Origin of the sequence: Echinicola strongylocentroti, assembly GCF_003260975.1 — a bacterium.
Classification (GTDB): Bacteria; Bacteroidota; Bacteroidia; order Cytophagales; family Cyclobacteriaceae; genus Echinicola; species Echinicola strongylocentroti.
The window spans coordinates 3,404,648-3,419,448 of the sequence record NZ_CP030041.1 but is presented as its reverse complement, the minus strand read 5'-3'; the positions used below and the strand labels follow the sequence as shown (position 1 = coordinate 3,419,448).

16 protein-coding genes are annotated in these 14,801 nt (G+C 45.2%); 13 read left to right on the top strand and 3 right to left on the bottom strand.

Features of this window, described 5'->3' with window-relative positions; genetic code table 11:
• Positions 1-27: 27 nt before the first annotated feature.
• From dapF to DN752_RS13315, 5 genes are all read left to right on the top strand, one after another.
• Positions 28-801, top strand: a complete 774-nt coding sequence (dapF, locus tag DN752_RS13335) for a diaminopimelate epimerase (RefSeq protein WP_112784404.1) — start codon at positions 28-30, stop codon at positions 799-801.
• 114 nt (positions 802-915) lie between these two features.
• Positions 916-4,299, top strand: a complete 3,384-nt coding sequence (gene secA, locus DN752_RS13330; protein ID WP_112784403.1) for a preprotein translocase subunit SecA — start codon at positions 916-918, stop codon at positions 4,297-4,299.
• Between the two features lie 9 nt (positions 4,300-4,308).
• Complete coding sequence (locus DN752_RS13325) at positions 4,309-4,863, top strand: hypothetical protein (protein ID WP_112784402.1); 555 nt, start codon at positions 4,309-4,311, stop codon at positions 4,861-4,863.
• Positions 4,864-4,867: 4 nt separating this feature from the next.
• The gene (locus DN752_RS13320) at positions 4,868-6,061 is read left to right on the top strand and encodes a M20 metallopeptidase family protein (protein ID WP_112784401.1); all 1,194 of its coding nucleotides are present in this window, start codon (positions 4,868-4,870) and stop codon (positions 6,059-6,061) included.
• Between the two features lie 11 nt (positions 6,062-6,072).
• Positions 6,073-6,843 (top strand): S1/P1 nuclease, encoded by a 771-nt coding sequence (locus DN752_RS13315; protein ID WP_112784400.1) that lies wholly within the window; start codon positions 6,073-6,075, stop codon positions 6,841-6,843.
• Positions 6,844-6,931: 88 nt separating this feature from the next.
• Here the strand turns inward: DN752_RS13315 and DN752_RS13310 are convergent, their stop codons facing one another.
• Positions 6,932-7,930 (bottom strand): GlxA family transcriptional regulator, encoded by a 999-nt coding sequence (locus tag DN752_RS13310; protein WP_112784399.1) that lies wholly within the window; start codon positions 7,928-7,930, stop codon positions 6,932-6,934.
• 116 nt (positions 7,931-8,046) lie between these two features.
• Between DN752_RS13310 and DN752_RS13305 the strand changes: the two genes are divergently transcribed.
• The 8 genes from DN752_RS13305 to DN752_RS13270 all read left to right on the top strand — a co-directional run bounded on the left by DN752_RS13305 (position 8,047) and on the right by DN752_RS13270 (position 12,502).
• Positions 8,047-8,463, top strand: coding sequence for a VOC family protein (locus DN752_RS13305; RefSeq protein WP_112784398.1), 417 nt, complete (start codon positions 8,047-8,049; stop codon positions 8,461-8,463).
• 6 nt (positions 8,464-8,469) lie between these two features.
• The gene (locus tag DN752_RS13300) at positions 8,470-8,877 is read left to right on the top strand and encodes a DoxX family protein (RefSeq protein WP_112784397.1); all 408 of its coding nucleotides are present in this window, start codon (positions 8,470-8,472) and stop codon (positions 8,875-8,877) included.
• A gap of 12 nt (positions 8,878-8,889) precedes the next feature.
• Positions 8,890-9,417 carry a DinB family protein gene (locus tag DN752_RS13295; protein ID WP_112784396.1) on the top strand — a complete coding sequence of 176 codons (528 nt, stop codon included), beginning with the start codon at positions 8,890-8,892 and terminating at the stop codon, positions 9,415-9,417.
• The gene (locus DN752_RS13290; RefSeq protein ID WP_112784395.1) at positions 9,407-9,973 is read left to right on the top strand and encodes a dihydrofolate reductase family protein; all 567 of its coding nucleotides are present in this window, start codon (positions 9,407-9,409) and stop codon (positions 9,971-9,973) included. Before DN752_RS13295 ends, DN752_RS13290 begins: the two co-directional genes overlap by 11 nt.
• Before the next feature lie 19 nt (positions 9,974-9,992).
• Entirely contained in the window at positions 9,993-10,346 is a 354-nt protein-coding gene (locus DN752_RS13285; protein ID WP_112784394.1) for a nuclear transport factor 2 family protein, read from the top strand.
• 179 nt (positions 10,347-10,525) lie between these two features.
• On the top strand, positions 10,526-10,903 hold the full coding sequence (locus DN752_RS13280; RefSeq protein ID WP_112786545.1) for a VOC family protein: 378 nt from the start codon (positions 10,526-10,528) through the stop codon (positions 10,901-10,903).
• A 199-nt stretch (positions 10,904-11,102) separates the two neighbouring features.
• Complete coding sequence (locus tag DN752_RS13275) at positions 11,103-11,957, top strand: hypothetical protein (protein WP_162633213.1); 855 nt, start codon at positions 11,103-11,105, stop codon at positions 11,955-11,957.
• On the top strand, positions 11,954-12,502 hold the full coding sequence (locus DN752_RS13270; protein ID WP_112784392.1) for a fibrobacter succinogenes major paralogous domain-containing protein: 549 nt from the start codon (positions 11,954-11,956) through the stop codon (positions 12,500-12,502). The genes DN752_RS13275 and DN752_RS13270 overlap by 4 nt, the downstream gene beginning before the upstream one ends.
• A gap of 292 nt (positions 12,503-12,794) precedes the next feature.
• Here DN752_RS13270 and DN752_RS13260 read toward each other — a convergent pair whose 3' ends face one another.
• Both DN752_RS13260 and DN752_RS13255 read right to left on the bottom strand, forming a co-directional pair.
• Positions 12,795-13,544: an Ig-like domain-containing protein gene (locus DN752_RS13260; RefSeq protein ID WP_112784390.1), complete on the bottom strand. Its 750-nt coding sequence runs from the start codon at positions 13,542-13,544 to the stop codon at positions 12,795-12,797.
• Between the two features lie 582 nt (positions 13,545-14,126).
• On the bottom strand, positions 14,127-14,777 hold the full coding sequence (locus DN752_RS13255) for a M48 family metallopeptidase (RefSeq protein WP_245949215.1): 651 nt from the start codon (positions 14,775-14,777) through the stop codon (positions 14,127-14,129).
• Positions 14,778-14,801: the final 24 nt, after the last annotated feature.

The following is a 14,801-nucleotide window of genomic DNA, read 5'->3' as shown; positions in this document are numbered from 1 at the left end:
ATTACTTTATTAATTTATATCGAGGATATGGAAATATCATTTTATAAGTATCAAGGTACGGGGAATGACTTCGTGATGATCGACGATAGGGCGGGGCATTTTGATGAGCAAAACCTGGAACTTGTCAGCCGACTTTGTGACCGTAAATTTGGGATTGGTGCCGACGGACTTATCCTTATCCGAAACAAGGAAGGCTATGATTTCGAGATGATTTATTTTAACGCAGACGGCTCCCAGAGCATGTGTGGTAATGGTGCCCGCTGTGCGGTGGCGTTTTCGAGCTTTTTAGGGATTGTTAAAGAGGAAACCCATTTTCTGGCCATCGATGGCCCACACCAAGCGCGTATCGCCAATGGAAATGTAGAACTGGGCATGGGAAATGTAACGTCCATAGAAAACAAGACTGAGGATTTCTTTGTCAATACCGGCTCCCCCCATCATGTTCGCTTTGTAGAAGATGTCGAAAATTACCCGGTGGTGGACACAGGAGCGTCTATCCGGTACCACGATGACTACTTGCCAAACGGCACCAACGTCAACTTCATTTCGGTCCTTGGTGATGACCACATCTATGTGCGCACCTATGAGCGAGGAGTAGAAGACGAAACACTCTCCTGTGGCACTGGCGTAACGGCATGCGCCCTTGTATTTGGCTCCCAGCAAAACATCAATCACGTAAACATCAAAGCCCTAGGAGGAAACCTTGCCGTAAAATTCACTGCAGAGAAAAATGGTGGTTTTAAAGATATCGTTTTGATAGGTCCCGCAGAGCAGGTTTTTAAAGGTGTGATGAGCATCTAATTTTCTGATCTTTCAAGCCGATTTAACAACAAGCGCCAATCGAACGGTTAAAAACTACCGATTGTTATAAAAAGAAAGTAATTTTAAGCCCAATTACAATATACAATAACTACTATGTTAGACTTTATCACAAAAGGACTGACCAAGGTTTTCGGGACCAAGTCAGACCGAGATATAAAAGAATTATACCCCTTCGTAGGAACGATCAATGCAGCTTTCGATAAACTGTCATCGATCACGGATGAAGAACTACGAAACAAAACCATAGAAATCAAAGGAGTTGTTAACTCGGAATTAAAATCCTTTGATGATAACATCGCCTCTCTCAAAGGGGAAATCGATGCATTGGCACCGGACAAGGTACATGAAAAGGACGCCCTTTTTAATCAGATCGACAAAGTAGAAAAAGACCGTAACGAAGCCTTGGAAGTCGTACTCGAAAAAGTATTGCCCGAGGCTTTTGCTGTAATGAAGGAAACCGCCAGGAGGTTTAAGGAAAACGGCAAACTGGTCGTTAAGGCCAATGACTATGACCGAGAGCTTTCTGCCAGAAAGGATAATGTGGAGATCAACGGCGACGAAGCCATCTGGCATAACCAATGGCTAGCTGCCGGTACCGAGATCACTTGGGACATGCTCCACTATGATGTGCAGCTGATCGGTGGTGTCGCCCTTCACAAGGGCAAAATCTCAGAGATGGCCACTGGTGAAGGTAAAACGCTCGTGTCTACCCTCCCTGCCTACCTGAATGCCCTGGCCGGTCGTGGCGTGCATATCGTAACGGTAAACGACTACCTTGCCAAAAGAGATAGTGAGTGGAATGCACCATTATTTCAGTTTCACGGCTTGACTGTAGATTGTATCGATAAGTTCAAACCTAACTCCCCCGAAAGAAGAAAGGCCTATCACTCGGACATCGTCTACGGTACCAACAATGAATTTGGCTTTGACTACCTCCGTGACAATATGGCCCGCAATGCGGACGACCTGGTACAGGGCAAGCATCACTTTGCCATGATCGATGAGGTCGATTCCGTGCTGATCGATGACGCCAGAACGCCGCTGATCATTTCTGGTCCCGTACCTAGAGGAGATGAGCATGAGTTTTATGAAATGAAACCAAGGGTTTCTACTTTGGTAGACGAGCAGCGAAAACTGATCCAAGGCTACCTCTCTACCGCCAAAAAGCTGATCGGCGAAGGCAATCAGAAAGAAGGTGGCTTGGCACTTTTCCGTGCATACCGTGGTATGCCCAAGTACAAGCCATTGATCAAATACCTCTCCGAGCCAGGCATCAGGGTAATCCTGCAAAAAACCGAAAACTATTACCTCCAGGACAACAAGCGCATGATGCCGGAAGCGGATGAGCCGCTGTTGTTTACCATTGAAGAAAAATCCAACACCGTAGACCTTACCGACAATGGTATCGAGGTAATCACCAAGAAAAACGAAGACACCAGTTTCTTTATCCTTCCGGACATCGGTACAGAAATCGCCGAAATGGAAAAGGACGAATCCATAGATGAAAAGGAAAAGCTCGTTCGCAAAGAAGAGATCATCAAGGATTACGGCGTCAAGGCCCAGCGTATCCATACCGTCAACCAACTACTGAAGGCCTACTGTATGTTCGAAAAAGACACCGAGTATATCTTGGTGGACGGCAAAGTGAAAATTGTCGATGAACAGACAGGTCGTGTGATGGAGGGCAGAAGGTACTCAGATGGCCTTCACCAAGCGATAGAAGCCAAGGAAAACGTAAAAGTGGAGGACGCTACCCAAACGTACGCAACCATCACGCTCCAGAATTACTTTAGAATGTACCACAAACTATCCGGTATGACAGGTACGGCCGAGACGGAAGCGGGCGAATTCTGGGAAATATACAAGTTGGATGTGGTGGTAATTCCTACCAATAAACCTATACAACGTGATGACCGTGATGATAAAGTCTACAAAACGGTCAGGGAGAAGTTTAACGCGGTAGTGGATGAAATCAATGAGCTGACAGATGCTGGAAGGCCTGTACTGGTGGGTACTACTTCCGTGGAAATATCCGAGGTACTCAGCAGAATGCTGACCCTCAAAAAAATCAAACACCAAGTACTGAACGCCAAGCAGCACGCCAAAGAGGCTGAAGTGGTGGCCGAAGCCGGTAAACCGGGCACAGTGACCATCGCTACCAACATGGCCGGTCGTGGTACGGATATCAAGCTGACACCAGAAGCCAAAAAGGCCGGTGGTCTGGCCATCATCGGTACAGAACGTCACGAATCCAGACGGGTGGACAGACAGCTTCGTGGACGTGCAGGACGTCAGGGTGACGTTGGATCCTCCCAGTTCTTCGTTTCGCTGGAAGATAGCTTGATGCGATTATTTGGCTCAGAGCGAATCGCCAAACTTATGGACCGCATGGGACTGGAAGAAGGTGAAGTGATCCAACACTCCATGATTTCCAAATCCATCGAAAGGGCCCAGCGCAAAGTCGAAGAAAACAACTTCGGCGTCCGTAAGCGTCTCTTGGAATATGACGATGTCATGAATTCCCAGCGTGAGGTAGTTTACAAGCGAAGAAAGAATGCCCTGATGGGCGAAAGACTCGAACTGGACATCCTCAACGTCATGTACGATGTCTGCGAGGGCATCGTAGAAGTAGCCAAGTCCACCGAGGACATGGAAAGTCTCCGTATGAACATCTACAGCTCGCTTGGCATCGACTACAAATTTGCAGAAGAGGACATCAAATCTAAGCCTGCTGCAGCATTGAGCCAGGAGCTTTTTGATGCTTGTTATAAAAACTATGTCAGCAAAAACCAACGTGTCACTGACCGTGCCTTGCCAGTCCTTAAGGATGTATATGAAAACAGGGGGGCCACTGTCAAGGAAATAATGGTGCCCATTACGGACGGTATCAAGCAAATTGGTGTGGTCTGTAACTTGGAATCCACTATTGAAAATGAAGGTCGTGACTTGATCCGTGCGGTTGAGAAAAATGTCACCTTGGCCATCATCGACCAAAACTGGAAAGAACATCTCCGCGATATGGACGACTTGAAACAGTCCGTACAAAATGCGGTCTACGAACAAAAAGATCCATTGCTGATCTATAAATTCGAAGCTTTCGAAATGTTCAAGCGCTTTGTGGGCAAATTGAACGAAGACGTGATATCCTTCCTGGCCAAGGCAGAACTGCCGAAGCAAAACCCGGATCAGGTACGCGCTGCCCAAGCCCAACAGCAGCCTGAGCCCAAGGTCCAAGCTTCCAAGGAAGAAGCCAACAGTACACTGAACCCCCATGCCAACAGGGCTGCGCAAGCGGCAGCTTCGGCTAACAAAGGCGCTCAAAAACAAGTGGTTGCTCCAAGGAAATCAGAAAAAGCATATGGCCGAAATGACCGCGTTTCGGTACAATATACCGATGGGAACGTTAAAAAGGACGTAAAATATAAAAGTGTAGAACAGGATATCACTTCCGGCAAGTGTGTTATTTTAGAAGATTAAAAAAACGCTATGAAAAAGAATATAGCCTATCTTTCCATTTTCGTAGTCACTCTATTGGTAGGGTGCGCAGGCGGAAGCAAAATGAGCAAATCTGCTGCAGCCTATAATGATTACGAAGAAAACTTGTCACCTTACCGGAGGACTTATCCTGATCTCCCAAAAGCCGAAAGCCTCGCTCCCAGTACCAGCGGCCCTGTCAGTGCGGAAGCAGGCGATCCCGTAGATAGCGACCTTCAAGTTTCTCTGACCAAGTTTGCCGACAGTAATGCCAATAGGGAAGTTTATAACGGCTTCACTATTTTGGTATATAGCGGTGTGGACAGGGATCAGGCATTCTCTACCAGAAATGAACTGTATAACACGCTCCCAAGCCAAGTAAAAGCCGAAATGGAATACGATCAGCCTAGGTACTTGGTAAAGGTCGGGAGATATATCAACAGGATCGAAGCCCAATCGCTCTTCCACACCATCAAGCAAGACTTTCCCAGCGCCAGGATCATCCAGCAGCGTTTCGGTAAAGAGGAAGAAGATGGAGAAGTAGAAGAAATCGAAGACACGAAATAACCCCATGCTGAAAGACACCATCCAACAGCTGGCTGCAGACCAACTCAGCCAGACAATAGAAGTTCGTCGACATATCCATGCCAATCCGGAGCTCTCTTTCGAAGAGCACAATACCTGCGCTTTTGTAGAAAAGCATTTGGAGGAAATCGGCATTACCACTATTCAGCGCAAGGCCAACACTGGGCTGGTAGCGCTGATAGAAGGAAAAAACCCTTCCAAAAAAGTCATTGCTTTGCGGGCGGACATGGATGCCCTGCCCATCATCGAGCAAAATGATGTCCCCTATAAATCCAAAAATGAAGGGGTCATGCATGCCTGTGGACATGATGTACACACCTCGTCACTTTTGGGAGCAGCCCGGATCCTTCATTCGGTAAAAGACCAATTTGAGGGAACCGTCAAACTCATCTTTCAGCCAGGAGAAGAAAAAATTCCCGGAGGAGCTTCCCTAATGATCAAGGACAAGGCCCTCGAAAGCCCTCGACCAAATGGTATCGTAGGCCAGCATGTGATGCCCCTGATCGATGCCGGCAAAGTAGGTTTTCGCAAAGGCATGTACATGGCCAGTGCAGACGAGCTGTACCTAAAAGTCATCGGCAAAGGTGGCCACGGCGCCATGCCGGAGACTCTGGTCGATCCGATTCTGATTGCCTCACATATTATCGTGGCCCTTCAGCAGGTCATCAGCCGTAATGCCAGCCCGAAGATTCCTTCCGTCCTTAGCTTTGGCCGTATCGAAGCACTGGGAGCAACCAATGTCATCCCCAATGAAGTCAATATACAAGGTACTTTCCGCACACTGAACGAAAAGTGGCGGGCAGAAGCCCATAAGAAAATGGTCAAAATAGCGGAAGGTATCGCCGAAGGCATGGGTGGATCGGTGGATTTTGAGGTGCGAAAAGGTTATCCTTTCTTGAAAAACGCTCCAGAACTGACCGATCGGGCCTACAAGGCTGCCCAGGAATACCTTGGTGAGGAAAATGTGGAAGACTTGGACATCTGGATGGCAGCGGAGGACTTTTCCTACTACACCCAAGAAATGGACGGTTGTTTCTACCGATTGGGAATACGAAACGAAGAAAAAGGCATCACAAGTGGCGTCCATACGCCTACCTTTGACATTGATGAAAGCGCACTGGAAGTAGGCGCTGGATTGATGGCATGGATAGCCATCAATGAATTGATGTCAGAAGCATAATATCGGAAACCATGAAAAAGCTTTTCTTTGCGCTTGTGCTTTGCACCATGATAAATGCCCAATCCTTTGGTTGGGGAAAAACAGGCCATCGGGTAGTCGGCCAGATTGCCGAATGGCACCTTAGCAAAAAGGCCCAGCGAACTATTGCCGCCATCCTTGGCCCCACCTCTTTGGCCATGACGGCCAACTGGATGGACGAAGTCCGCTCAGACAGGGCATATGACTATGCCTATACGTGGCATTTTTTGACCGTCCATGAAGGCAAGGGCTATGAGCCTGAGATCCAGGAAAAAGATGGTGATGCCTATGGCGTCATGCTACGGCTTATCGATGAGCTCAAAAACAAGCCCCTTTCATTGACCAAAAGGCAAGAAAACCTGAAAATGCTCATCCACATCGTGGGCGACCTTCACCAGCCGCTCCATGTAGGCACCGGAGAAGACAAAGGTGGCAACGAAGTGGAAGTCACCTATTTTGGCCAAACCACCAACCTACATACCGTGTGGGACACCAAGGTCATTGACCGTCAAAAACTGAGCTATACCGAGCTTGCCGATCACCTGAATAGAAAAGCCGACAAAACCACCGTAAAAGAGCTACAGGCTGCCCCATATGCCGATTGGCTAAAAGAGGCTGTCCACCTACGCGGCATCGTTTACGATCTCCCTGAAAGTAAGCGATTATCTTACGAATATGATTTTGTCACTTTCCCCGTGATCGAAGAGCAGTTGCTGGCCGGAGGAATTAGGTTGGCGGGCATTCTCAATGAAATTTACGGATAAAAAATATTGGAAAAATAGAAGAGTGTAGGATTTCTTGCAAAATACTAAATGGCGTTTTTCCTTAATCTCTTACTCCATTGGACGCTCGCTATTTGGACAACAGCGCTTTCTTTACCTCTTGGGGAGCGTACTTGTTGCGGTATTGGACGGGCGATAGCCCTGTGATTTTCCTAAAGACCGTTCTGAAGGCCTTGGTGTCGCTATAGCCGACATCGTACATCACCTCGCTGACATTTTTATGGGCCTTTTCAAACTCCTTTTTGGCTGCTTCGATCTTTACCCGCTGCATATATTCCACCACGGTATTGCTAGTTGCTTGCTTAAACCTCCGCTCAAAACTCCTCCTGCCCACTCCAAATTTACTGGCCAAGTCATCAACGGTGACTCTTTCTTGAAAATTATCCTCGATGAACTTTTGGGCATTGAGCACGGCATCGTCGTGATGCTCTTTTTGACCACTAAAGAGGATAAAAGGAGACTGGCTATTGCGATCAATATCAATCATAAACGACTTGGCTGCTAGCACCGCTGCTTCTCTGCCTTGAAACTTCTCGATAAGGTAAACCAACAAACTGGTAAAGGAAAATGCACCACCACTGGTGTAGACCCCATCCGAATCGGTCAGGATCTTATCATCCACCATGATCGCCCTGGAAAAGCGTTGGCGAAAGTCATTGGCAAATTGCCAGTGGGTCGCCACTTTTTTCCCATCCAACAGCCCCGTTTCTGCCAACAAAAATGCGCCAATACACAAACTGGCTACTTCAGCCCCTGCCTTGTACTGGTTGATAATCCAAGGAATAAATGGCCTGTTGTCCTCCAGTACCTGGTCGATATCGCCATGAACTGCTGGAATCACGATCAAGTCCGTCTTATGCACTTCGCTGATCAGCCGTCCAGGATTGATTTCATAAAGACCTGTGCTTTGCAGTGCAGGCTTAGAGAGACCGGCCAACTGAATGTCAAAGTATGGTGAACGCCCCGATTGGGCCAACCATTGATTTACCCAGCTAAAAATATGATGGGTTCCTTCTATATTGACCACACTGAAATGTCCCTTGGGAACAAGGATAGTTACATGTTTCATAACACTAAGATAGGAAGTAAACCTGTCGCAATCAACCCCTTAGTTAGTCGGATATACACACCAGAAATCTATAAATAGTCTTGTAAGTTTGTATTGAACCTAAAACAATAAACATCATGATCAAGATAAATCCATACATAAGCTTTGACGGGAACTGTCAAGAAGCCATGACCTTTTATCAGCAATGTTTGGGAGGTGATCTCCAGTTGATGACCATGGCAGATGGTCCCATGTCCGAACAGACACCTAAGGACCAGCTGAGCCAGATCATGCATGCCGAACTTCGCAATGGTGATTTGGTACTGATGGCTACTGACATGCAAGGACCAGACGGTCACCAGCCAGGGAACGATATGGGCATTCAGCTTACCTTTGATGATGAAGCCGAAATACACCGATGCTTTGACCAGCTGGCCGAAGGTGGCAAAGTATATGAACCGGTGAGGAAGCAATTTTGGGGCGATACTTTCGGTGTCCTCCGGGACAAATTCGGCAAAAAATGGCAAGTGCTTTTACCCGACCTGTCTAATTGACAAATCATGAAAAAGGACAAAATCATTTATTGGGCAGCCACTTGGATTATATTTCTCTGGGAAGGTGTGATGCCGGCCCTGACCTCCCATACAGAGTTAGCGGTAGAAGGAATCAGACACTTGGGTTACCCCGACTATTTCAGGGTGCTATTGGTCATCTTCAAGACGTTGGGAGGACTTGCAATTATTCTCCCCATGGTGCCCACAAGGATAAAGGAATGGGCATATACGGGATTTGGTATAACGCTGATTTCTGCCTGTGTGAGCCATTGGGCAGTAGATGGTTTTGGTGGGCAGACCCTATTTCCCGTTATAATCTTTGGTATACTGGCGCTATCTTACCTATACTACCACAGAATACAGCTCCCTAAAAGCCCCTCAGCCACTGGAACCACTGGAACCACTAAAATCTGAACCTTATAAATCATGAACACTAATAAAGACGTATTCGCAGCACTCAAGGAAATCAGCCAACAACTGATCACCATGCTCAGCTCGCTATCCGAAAAACAGTTGAATACCGTTCCTTTTGAAGGTAGCTGGACGGCCGGACAGGTGGGAAACCATCTCCTGAAGTCCTACGCTGCGGCCGACATCTTGGGTGGCGAGACATCCGAATGCCATCGAAAACCAGATGAAAAAGTCTGGGAGGTAAAGAATTTATTCTTGGATTTTACCATCAAGATGGATTCTCCAGCGGAGATCGTACCAGATGATGGGCCTATCGATAAGGCGGCCCTGATTCCTGCCATCGAAAAGCGGTTAGGACAATTTATGGCTTTTCAGGAGTCCGATGTCACGCGGATTTGCGGTGATTTTGCCATTCCGGAATATGGTGATTTTACCCGACTGGAATGGCTTTGGTTTACGGTCTTCCATACCCGTCGGCATGTCTACCAACTAGAAAAAATCAAGGCCAAACTCACCAAAAGCTCCTTTATAAATGTCCATTAACCCACCAGAGCGGCGTAAAATCCTCTTGTCCATGATGGTCTCGCTCGATGGGTACATAGAGGGTGAGCATAAGGACATCAGTTGGCATGTGTGGAATCGTGAAATGGACGCGTATATGATGGATTTATTCGCCACGGTAGACACCTTTATCTATGGTCGCAAATCCTATGAGCTGATGCTGGAATATTGGCCTGAGCAGCATGGGGAGTTTGCGCAAGTGATGAATACAAGGCCCAAGCTGGTCTTTTCCAAAACACTCCAAAAGGCCACATGGAATGCCACCATCCAAGACGAGGTAGATCCAATCACCGTCCAAAAGCTAAAAGAACGGCCTGGCAAAGACATGGTGCTCTTCGCGGGGGCTGACTTGGCACATCACTTTATGAAATTCCATCTCATCGATGAATACCGAATCATCGTAAATCCCGTTATATTGGGAAAAGGGAAAAGACTATTTCAGGACACCGGGCATCCCTTTTCTTTGACCCTTAAGGAATCCGTACAGTTTGCCTGTGGCAATATGCTGCTACACTATTCCGACCCAAAAGCAGTGTAAACCTAAAACCCGTAAGATCATGACCGAAAAAGGAAAATTCCTAAAGCAGTTCAATGAGGCTTTTGCTGCCAGCGATGTGGACTATATCGCCGCACATGTCACAGAGGATATCGAGTGGACCATTGTCGGCGACAAGACGCTAAAGGGCAAAGCTGCTTTTATAGAAGCACTTGAAAAAATGGCCGTAGATACCACCGGAAAAGCAGAGATCGAACAGGTCATCACCCATGGTAAAGAAGCCGCCGTAAGGGGCACGATAATCATGGAAACCGAAAAAGTCAGGAGGTTTGCCTTCTGCGACACGTACGTGTTCAGTGGATTTAAAAATCCCAAAATCAAACAAATGGTCTCTTTTGTCCAAGAAGTCAGTTAAACCCAAATCTGATTATACGCTTTATTGCCAGTAGGTTTTATTTCTCACGGAACGCACAGAACACCCAGAATGAAATAAGACTTTTCTGAGATTTCCATGTTTTCTGTGAGCACCTATTTAATTTCCCTATGATTACTGGTATCATTGCGGATAATCATAAACCCAAAACATACATTATCATGTTACAATCCAATCTTGCATTCAGTAGTTTTGCTGTAAAAGACCTCGCCAAGGCCCATAAATTCTATGGGGAGGTATTAGGACTTGAGGTAACCGAAAACAACATGGGCATTCTGGAAGTGAAGACTTCCGGCAACCAACCCATCATTATCTATCCCAAACCTGATCATCAGCCGGCAGTCTTTACGGTGTTGAATTTTGTGGTGGACAATATCGAAAGTGCCGTGGACGCCCTTATCGGCAAAGGCATTCATTTCGAGCAATATACCGGGGATATCCAAACCGATGCGAAGGGTATCTGCAGAAATGAGGAAGGTCCCCAAGTCGCCTGGTTCAAGGACCCCGAAGGAAACATCCTATCGGTGCTGGAGGAGTAAACTCCAGTATTTATTTCATTCTATAACCAAAAGACTTAGTGCCGATCCATTCACACCATTTTTTTGATTTAATTGTAAAAAAATCATTTAAACACTATTTTTAAGTAATTCATATACAATTATAATCTTTTCAAAAAAACTAATGGTAAAAGTAACTATTTTTACCAGAACTTTTATTTTACCTCATATCTCTTTTACCATGAATAAAACTACTTACTTACTACTTGTCTTTCTGCTAGGCCTATCAAGCTGTATGCAAGAAGCTACCGATGGCGCCCCAGAGCTGGGCAAAGTCACGCTTTCCAGTATCGTATTTGATAAATTGGAAACTTACTCCCCTACCAGCCGAACGGCCACCCTCTCCGAATGGGTGCATGTCCTACCGGAGGAGGCAGAGGTGATATTTACCAATAAGGCTACAGGTCAGGAATACCCCCTTACCTATCATCCTTATGATTTACTTAAAGGAGCCGCCATCGTTTTGCCCTATGGGCAATACACCTACTACACCAAGGCTTGGGGACCGGAAGAATCCCGCTACTTACCATATAAGCTTAATGGAGAGTTTGACCTGAACAGCTCCAATCTGGATATCACGGTAAATGCCACTACAAAATTCGGACTGATCACTGTAGATGCTACCCATGTCAAAGAAGCATATCTCGAAAATGGCAAACCGCTGCACCTTAGTGAAAATGGTAAATTTTACTACCTCTATATTGAAAAGGGCACTAGTCGCACGCTTTCTGTAGTGGAAGCCTTCAATAGCCAGACATTGCAACAGGAAATTACCCTGAAAGGCTTTCACCATTACCATTTTAAGCTGGAACTAGAGGAAAATGAAACGGGTATAAACCTTGTCAAACTTAGCTTGGGAGAGTTTCACTTTGACTTCAGCAATGTCAACATAGACGGTGAAGAACAAACCGTTACAGACGCAGAAGGTAACGAGTATCCTATTGTAAAAATAGGGGATCAATATTGGATGGCTGAAAACCTACGATCGACGACCTATTGTGACGGGGAACAAATCCCCTCCATCCCCTTCCTATGAAATGGGAAAATAATGAGGACTCGGAATATGTCCTCAGCAGATTGGATGCTGACCGCAACGTGACCAATTTCTTTTATCCCCCTTCCGTGGCATCCAGTGATGAAAATATCTGTCCCTGCAACTGGCACGTGAGTACGGATGAGGACTGGAAGACCCTAGAGCGGCATCTCGGCATCGCAGAAAGTGACCTGGAAAGCACTCACCACCTTCGAGGCATCGCTGCCGAACTGGCCGATAAGGTCATGGCCAATGACTGGTCAGACTATTACCCGACCAACTTCACCGATGTCACCACCTCCAATGCGTCCAAGTTCTCTGCCTATCCTACTGGAGGCATTGACTGGGACTACGAGAGCGATTATTACTTTAGCATCAATGCCGATGATGTCGGTATCTGGTACAGTATAAGTGATGAAGCTCGTGCCTCCAACCTGTTCAGCAGGGCCATTGCTCCCAATGGCAACGGCGTCTACGATGGCTCAGCCATCCACCGTGGAAGGTCAGGCTATGGCAGCCACCTACCCATCAGGTGCGTGAAAGATTGATGTGACGGGGTGCTGAAAAAGGCTTCCCATTTAGAAATATTCCTAAAGGAACCGGGTGAAGGCTCGGTTCCTTTTGTGTTTTATGCCCAGCTTTCTTATTACCAAACTAATCCAAGAAACATACATATCAACGAAGCTCCCCCAATCAATACTACCGCCAAAAGTACGTCACTAATAAACTTTACATTTTTATCAATCCTCTCCAAGTGGTAAGTTTGTTTTTCCTGAAGGCCTCTATCAGATATGTCTTCAATTTTTTGAGTTTTACCGAATCTAAGCATAGTTCAAAGGATTATCTTTTTGACTTAAGTTTTTCAAAACCATCTTTGATAGCAACCTTTACGTCCATACGACCGTTTTCGCTTTCGGTAAATTCTAGATAAAGCACTGTTAAGCCCAACTGGCTATCAACCGTTACCCCGGCAACAACATCATTATCGGCGAAATAATAAACGTCATTCTCATTGCCTATGGGGATATATCGCTGAGCCAAAAAATCAATGGTTTTTTCGGCTACCGATTCAGTGGATTTTAGAATTACCGCCCCGCCATACATTTTGGAATTTTCAAAAAGGTACATGACCAATTCCACATCGACATTTGAATCGTTAAACACCAATCCATCATCGGACTGATTGCCTAGCGTCCTTTGCTCATGTGTTTTAAAGTATTCCATACCTTCCCCAAAAGCAAATAAGGGCTCTACGTATAGAAAATTAGTTGGATTAACCTTTACTTGGCATTCTCCTGAGAACTGGCCATCGTTGGTTGTGACACGGATAGTTGTTTCTCCTTTAATTTTGCCAGTGATAGTACCGTCACTATCTACGCTGGCAACTATTGGGCTGTCAGATTCAAATTCATTATTAGAATAGCCTTCACGGTTAAACGAGGTTTCCAGCTTAATATCTTGGTCTACATCTATCTCAATAGATGATTCACTAAGGTTTATCTGATTGTCGTTCGGGGTCTCATCTCCGTTCGAACATGAAAAAAGCATGGCCACGCCAATGGCCGCTGGTAGAGTAGATTGTAGTTTCATTCTCAAACTTTTAAGTGAACTTCAAAAATACAATATGCTGGCCCGAAATGAAATACCCAATTTGGGGTATTTCATTTGCTCTAAATTATTGTGTAAGAGGAATATTTACCATTAAAGAAGCTTGTTATGAAAAATAAACTGTTTAAGGTTGTATACACCTATTTAGTTAAACTGCCTATTCGTGAAAATTCATTTGATAATACATTCGAATTTGAAAATTACCCAATACTTAAACAAATCGAAGAAAAGTATTAGAATGTTGTAAGAATGCAGATAAAAGACCTATTGGAATAATATATTGTGCCGAAGTCTCTTGACACAAACCAATTTGTCCCCCAATCCATCCCCCAAAAAGAAAAACCTCAAATACTGGGCGTATAAGAGGTTTTTTTGTAGCCCCAATTGAACAAATATCGAACTTATTTCTCCGCGATTTACGCTTGATGGAGAGGCTTTGCGATATTCCTGAAAATGAAAATTTCACTTAAGTATAGTCTGCTTTTGCAAAATTTCCTGGCCCTAAAGAAAAGTAACCGAATATTGTGGTCCTTCCAAAATAACCAGTTCTAATAATACCTGTTCTTAAGCCATCAATCTCTCTAATTTCATTTTCCATTTATCCCAATCTGGTAGCTCTTTGGTTTGAAGGTCGAAAAATTTCTGCGTATGATCATGATAAACAAGATGACACAACTCGTGAACAATAACATATTCTATACAGCCCTTTGGAGCTTTAATTAGCTCCGGATTGAGAATAATCTTTCCTTTAGTTGTGCAACTTCCCCATCTAGTAGGCATATCCCTAAAAACCAAAGAAGATGGCTCTACTTTATATTTCTTGAACTTTTCTATCAGTGGCTTGGCAATCTTGGGAAATAGGCTCCTAGCATGATCTAAATACCAACTGGTGACTAATTCCCTTACTGTTTCCTTATTTATTGCATTGACAATTAGCAATCCTCCTTTTAGTTTAACAGATTCTTCTGTTCCTGATATAACTTTGAGTTTGTATTGTCTACCCAAATAAAGGTGCGTTTCACCACTTACATATTTCTTTGGAAGTGACTTGGGCTCAAAGGAAAGAAAAAAGCTTTGTTGCTTAATGATCCATGCTGCTTTTTTAAGGAGCTTTTCTTTTACTTTTGCCAAAGAAGTACCTATAGGCGCCTTTACTTTTACCTCCGAATTGGGCAAAACAGTAATACCTAATGATTTTCTATCCGAAAATTCCAAATTGTAATGTATCCTCTTGGAGCC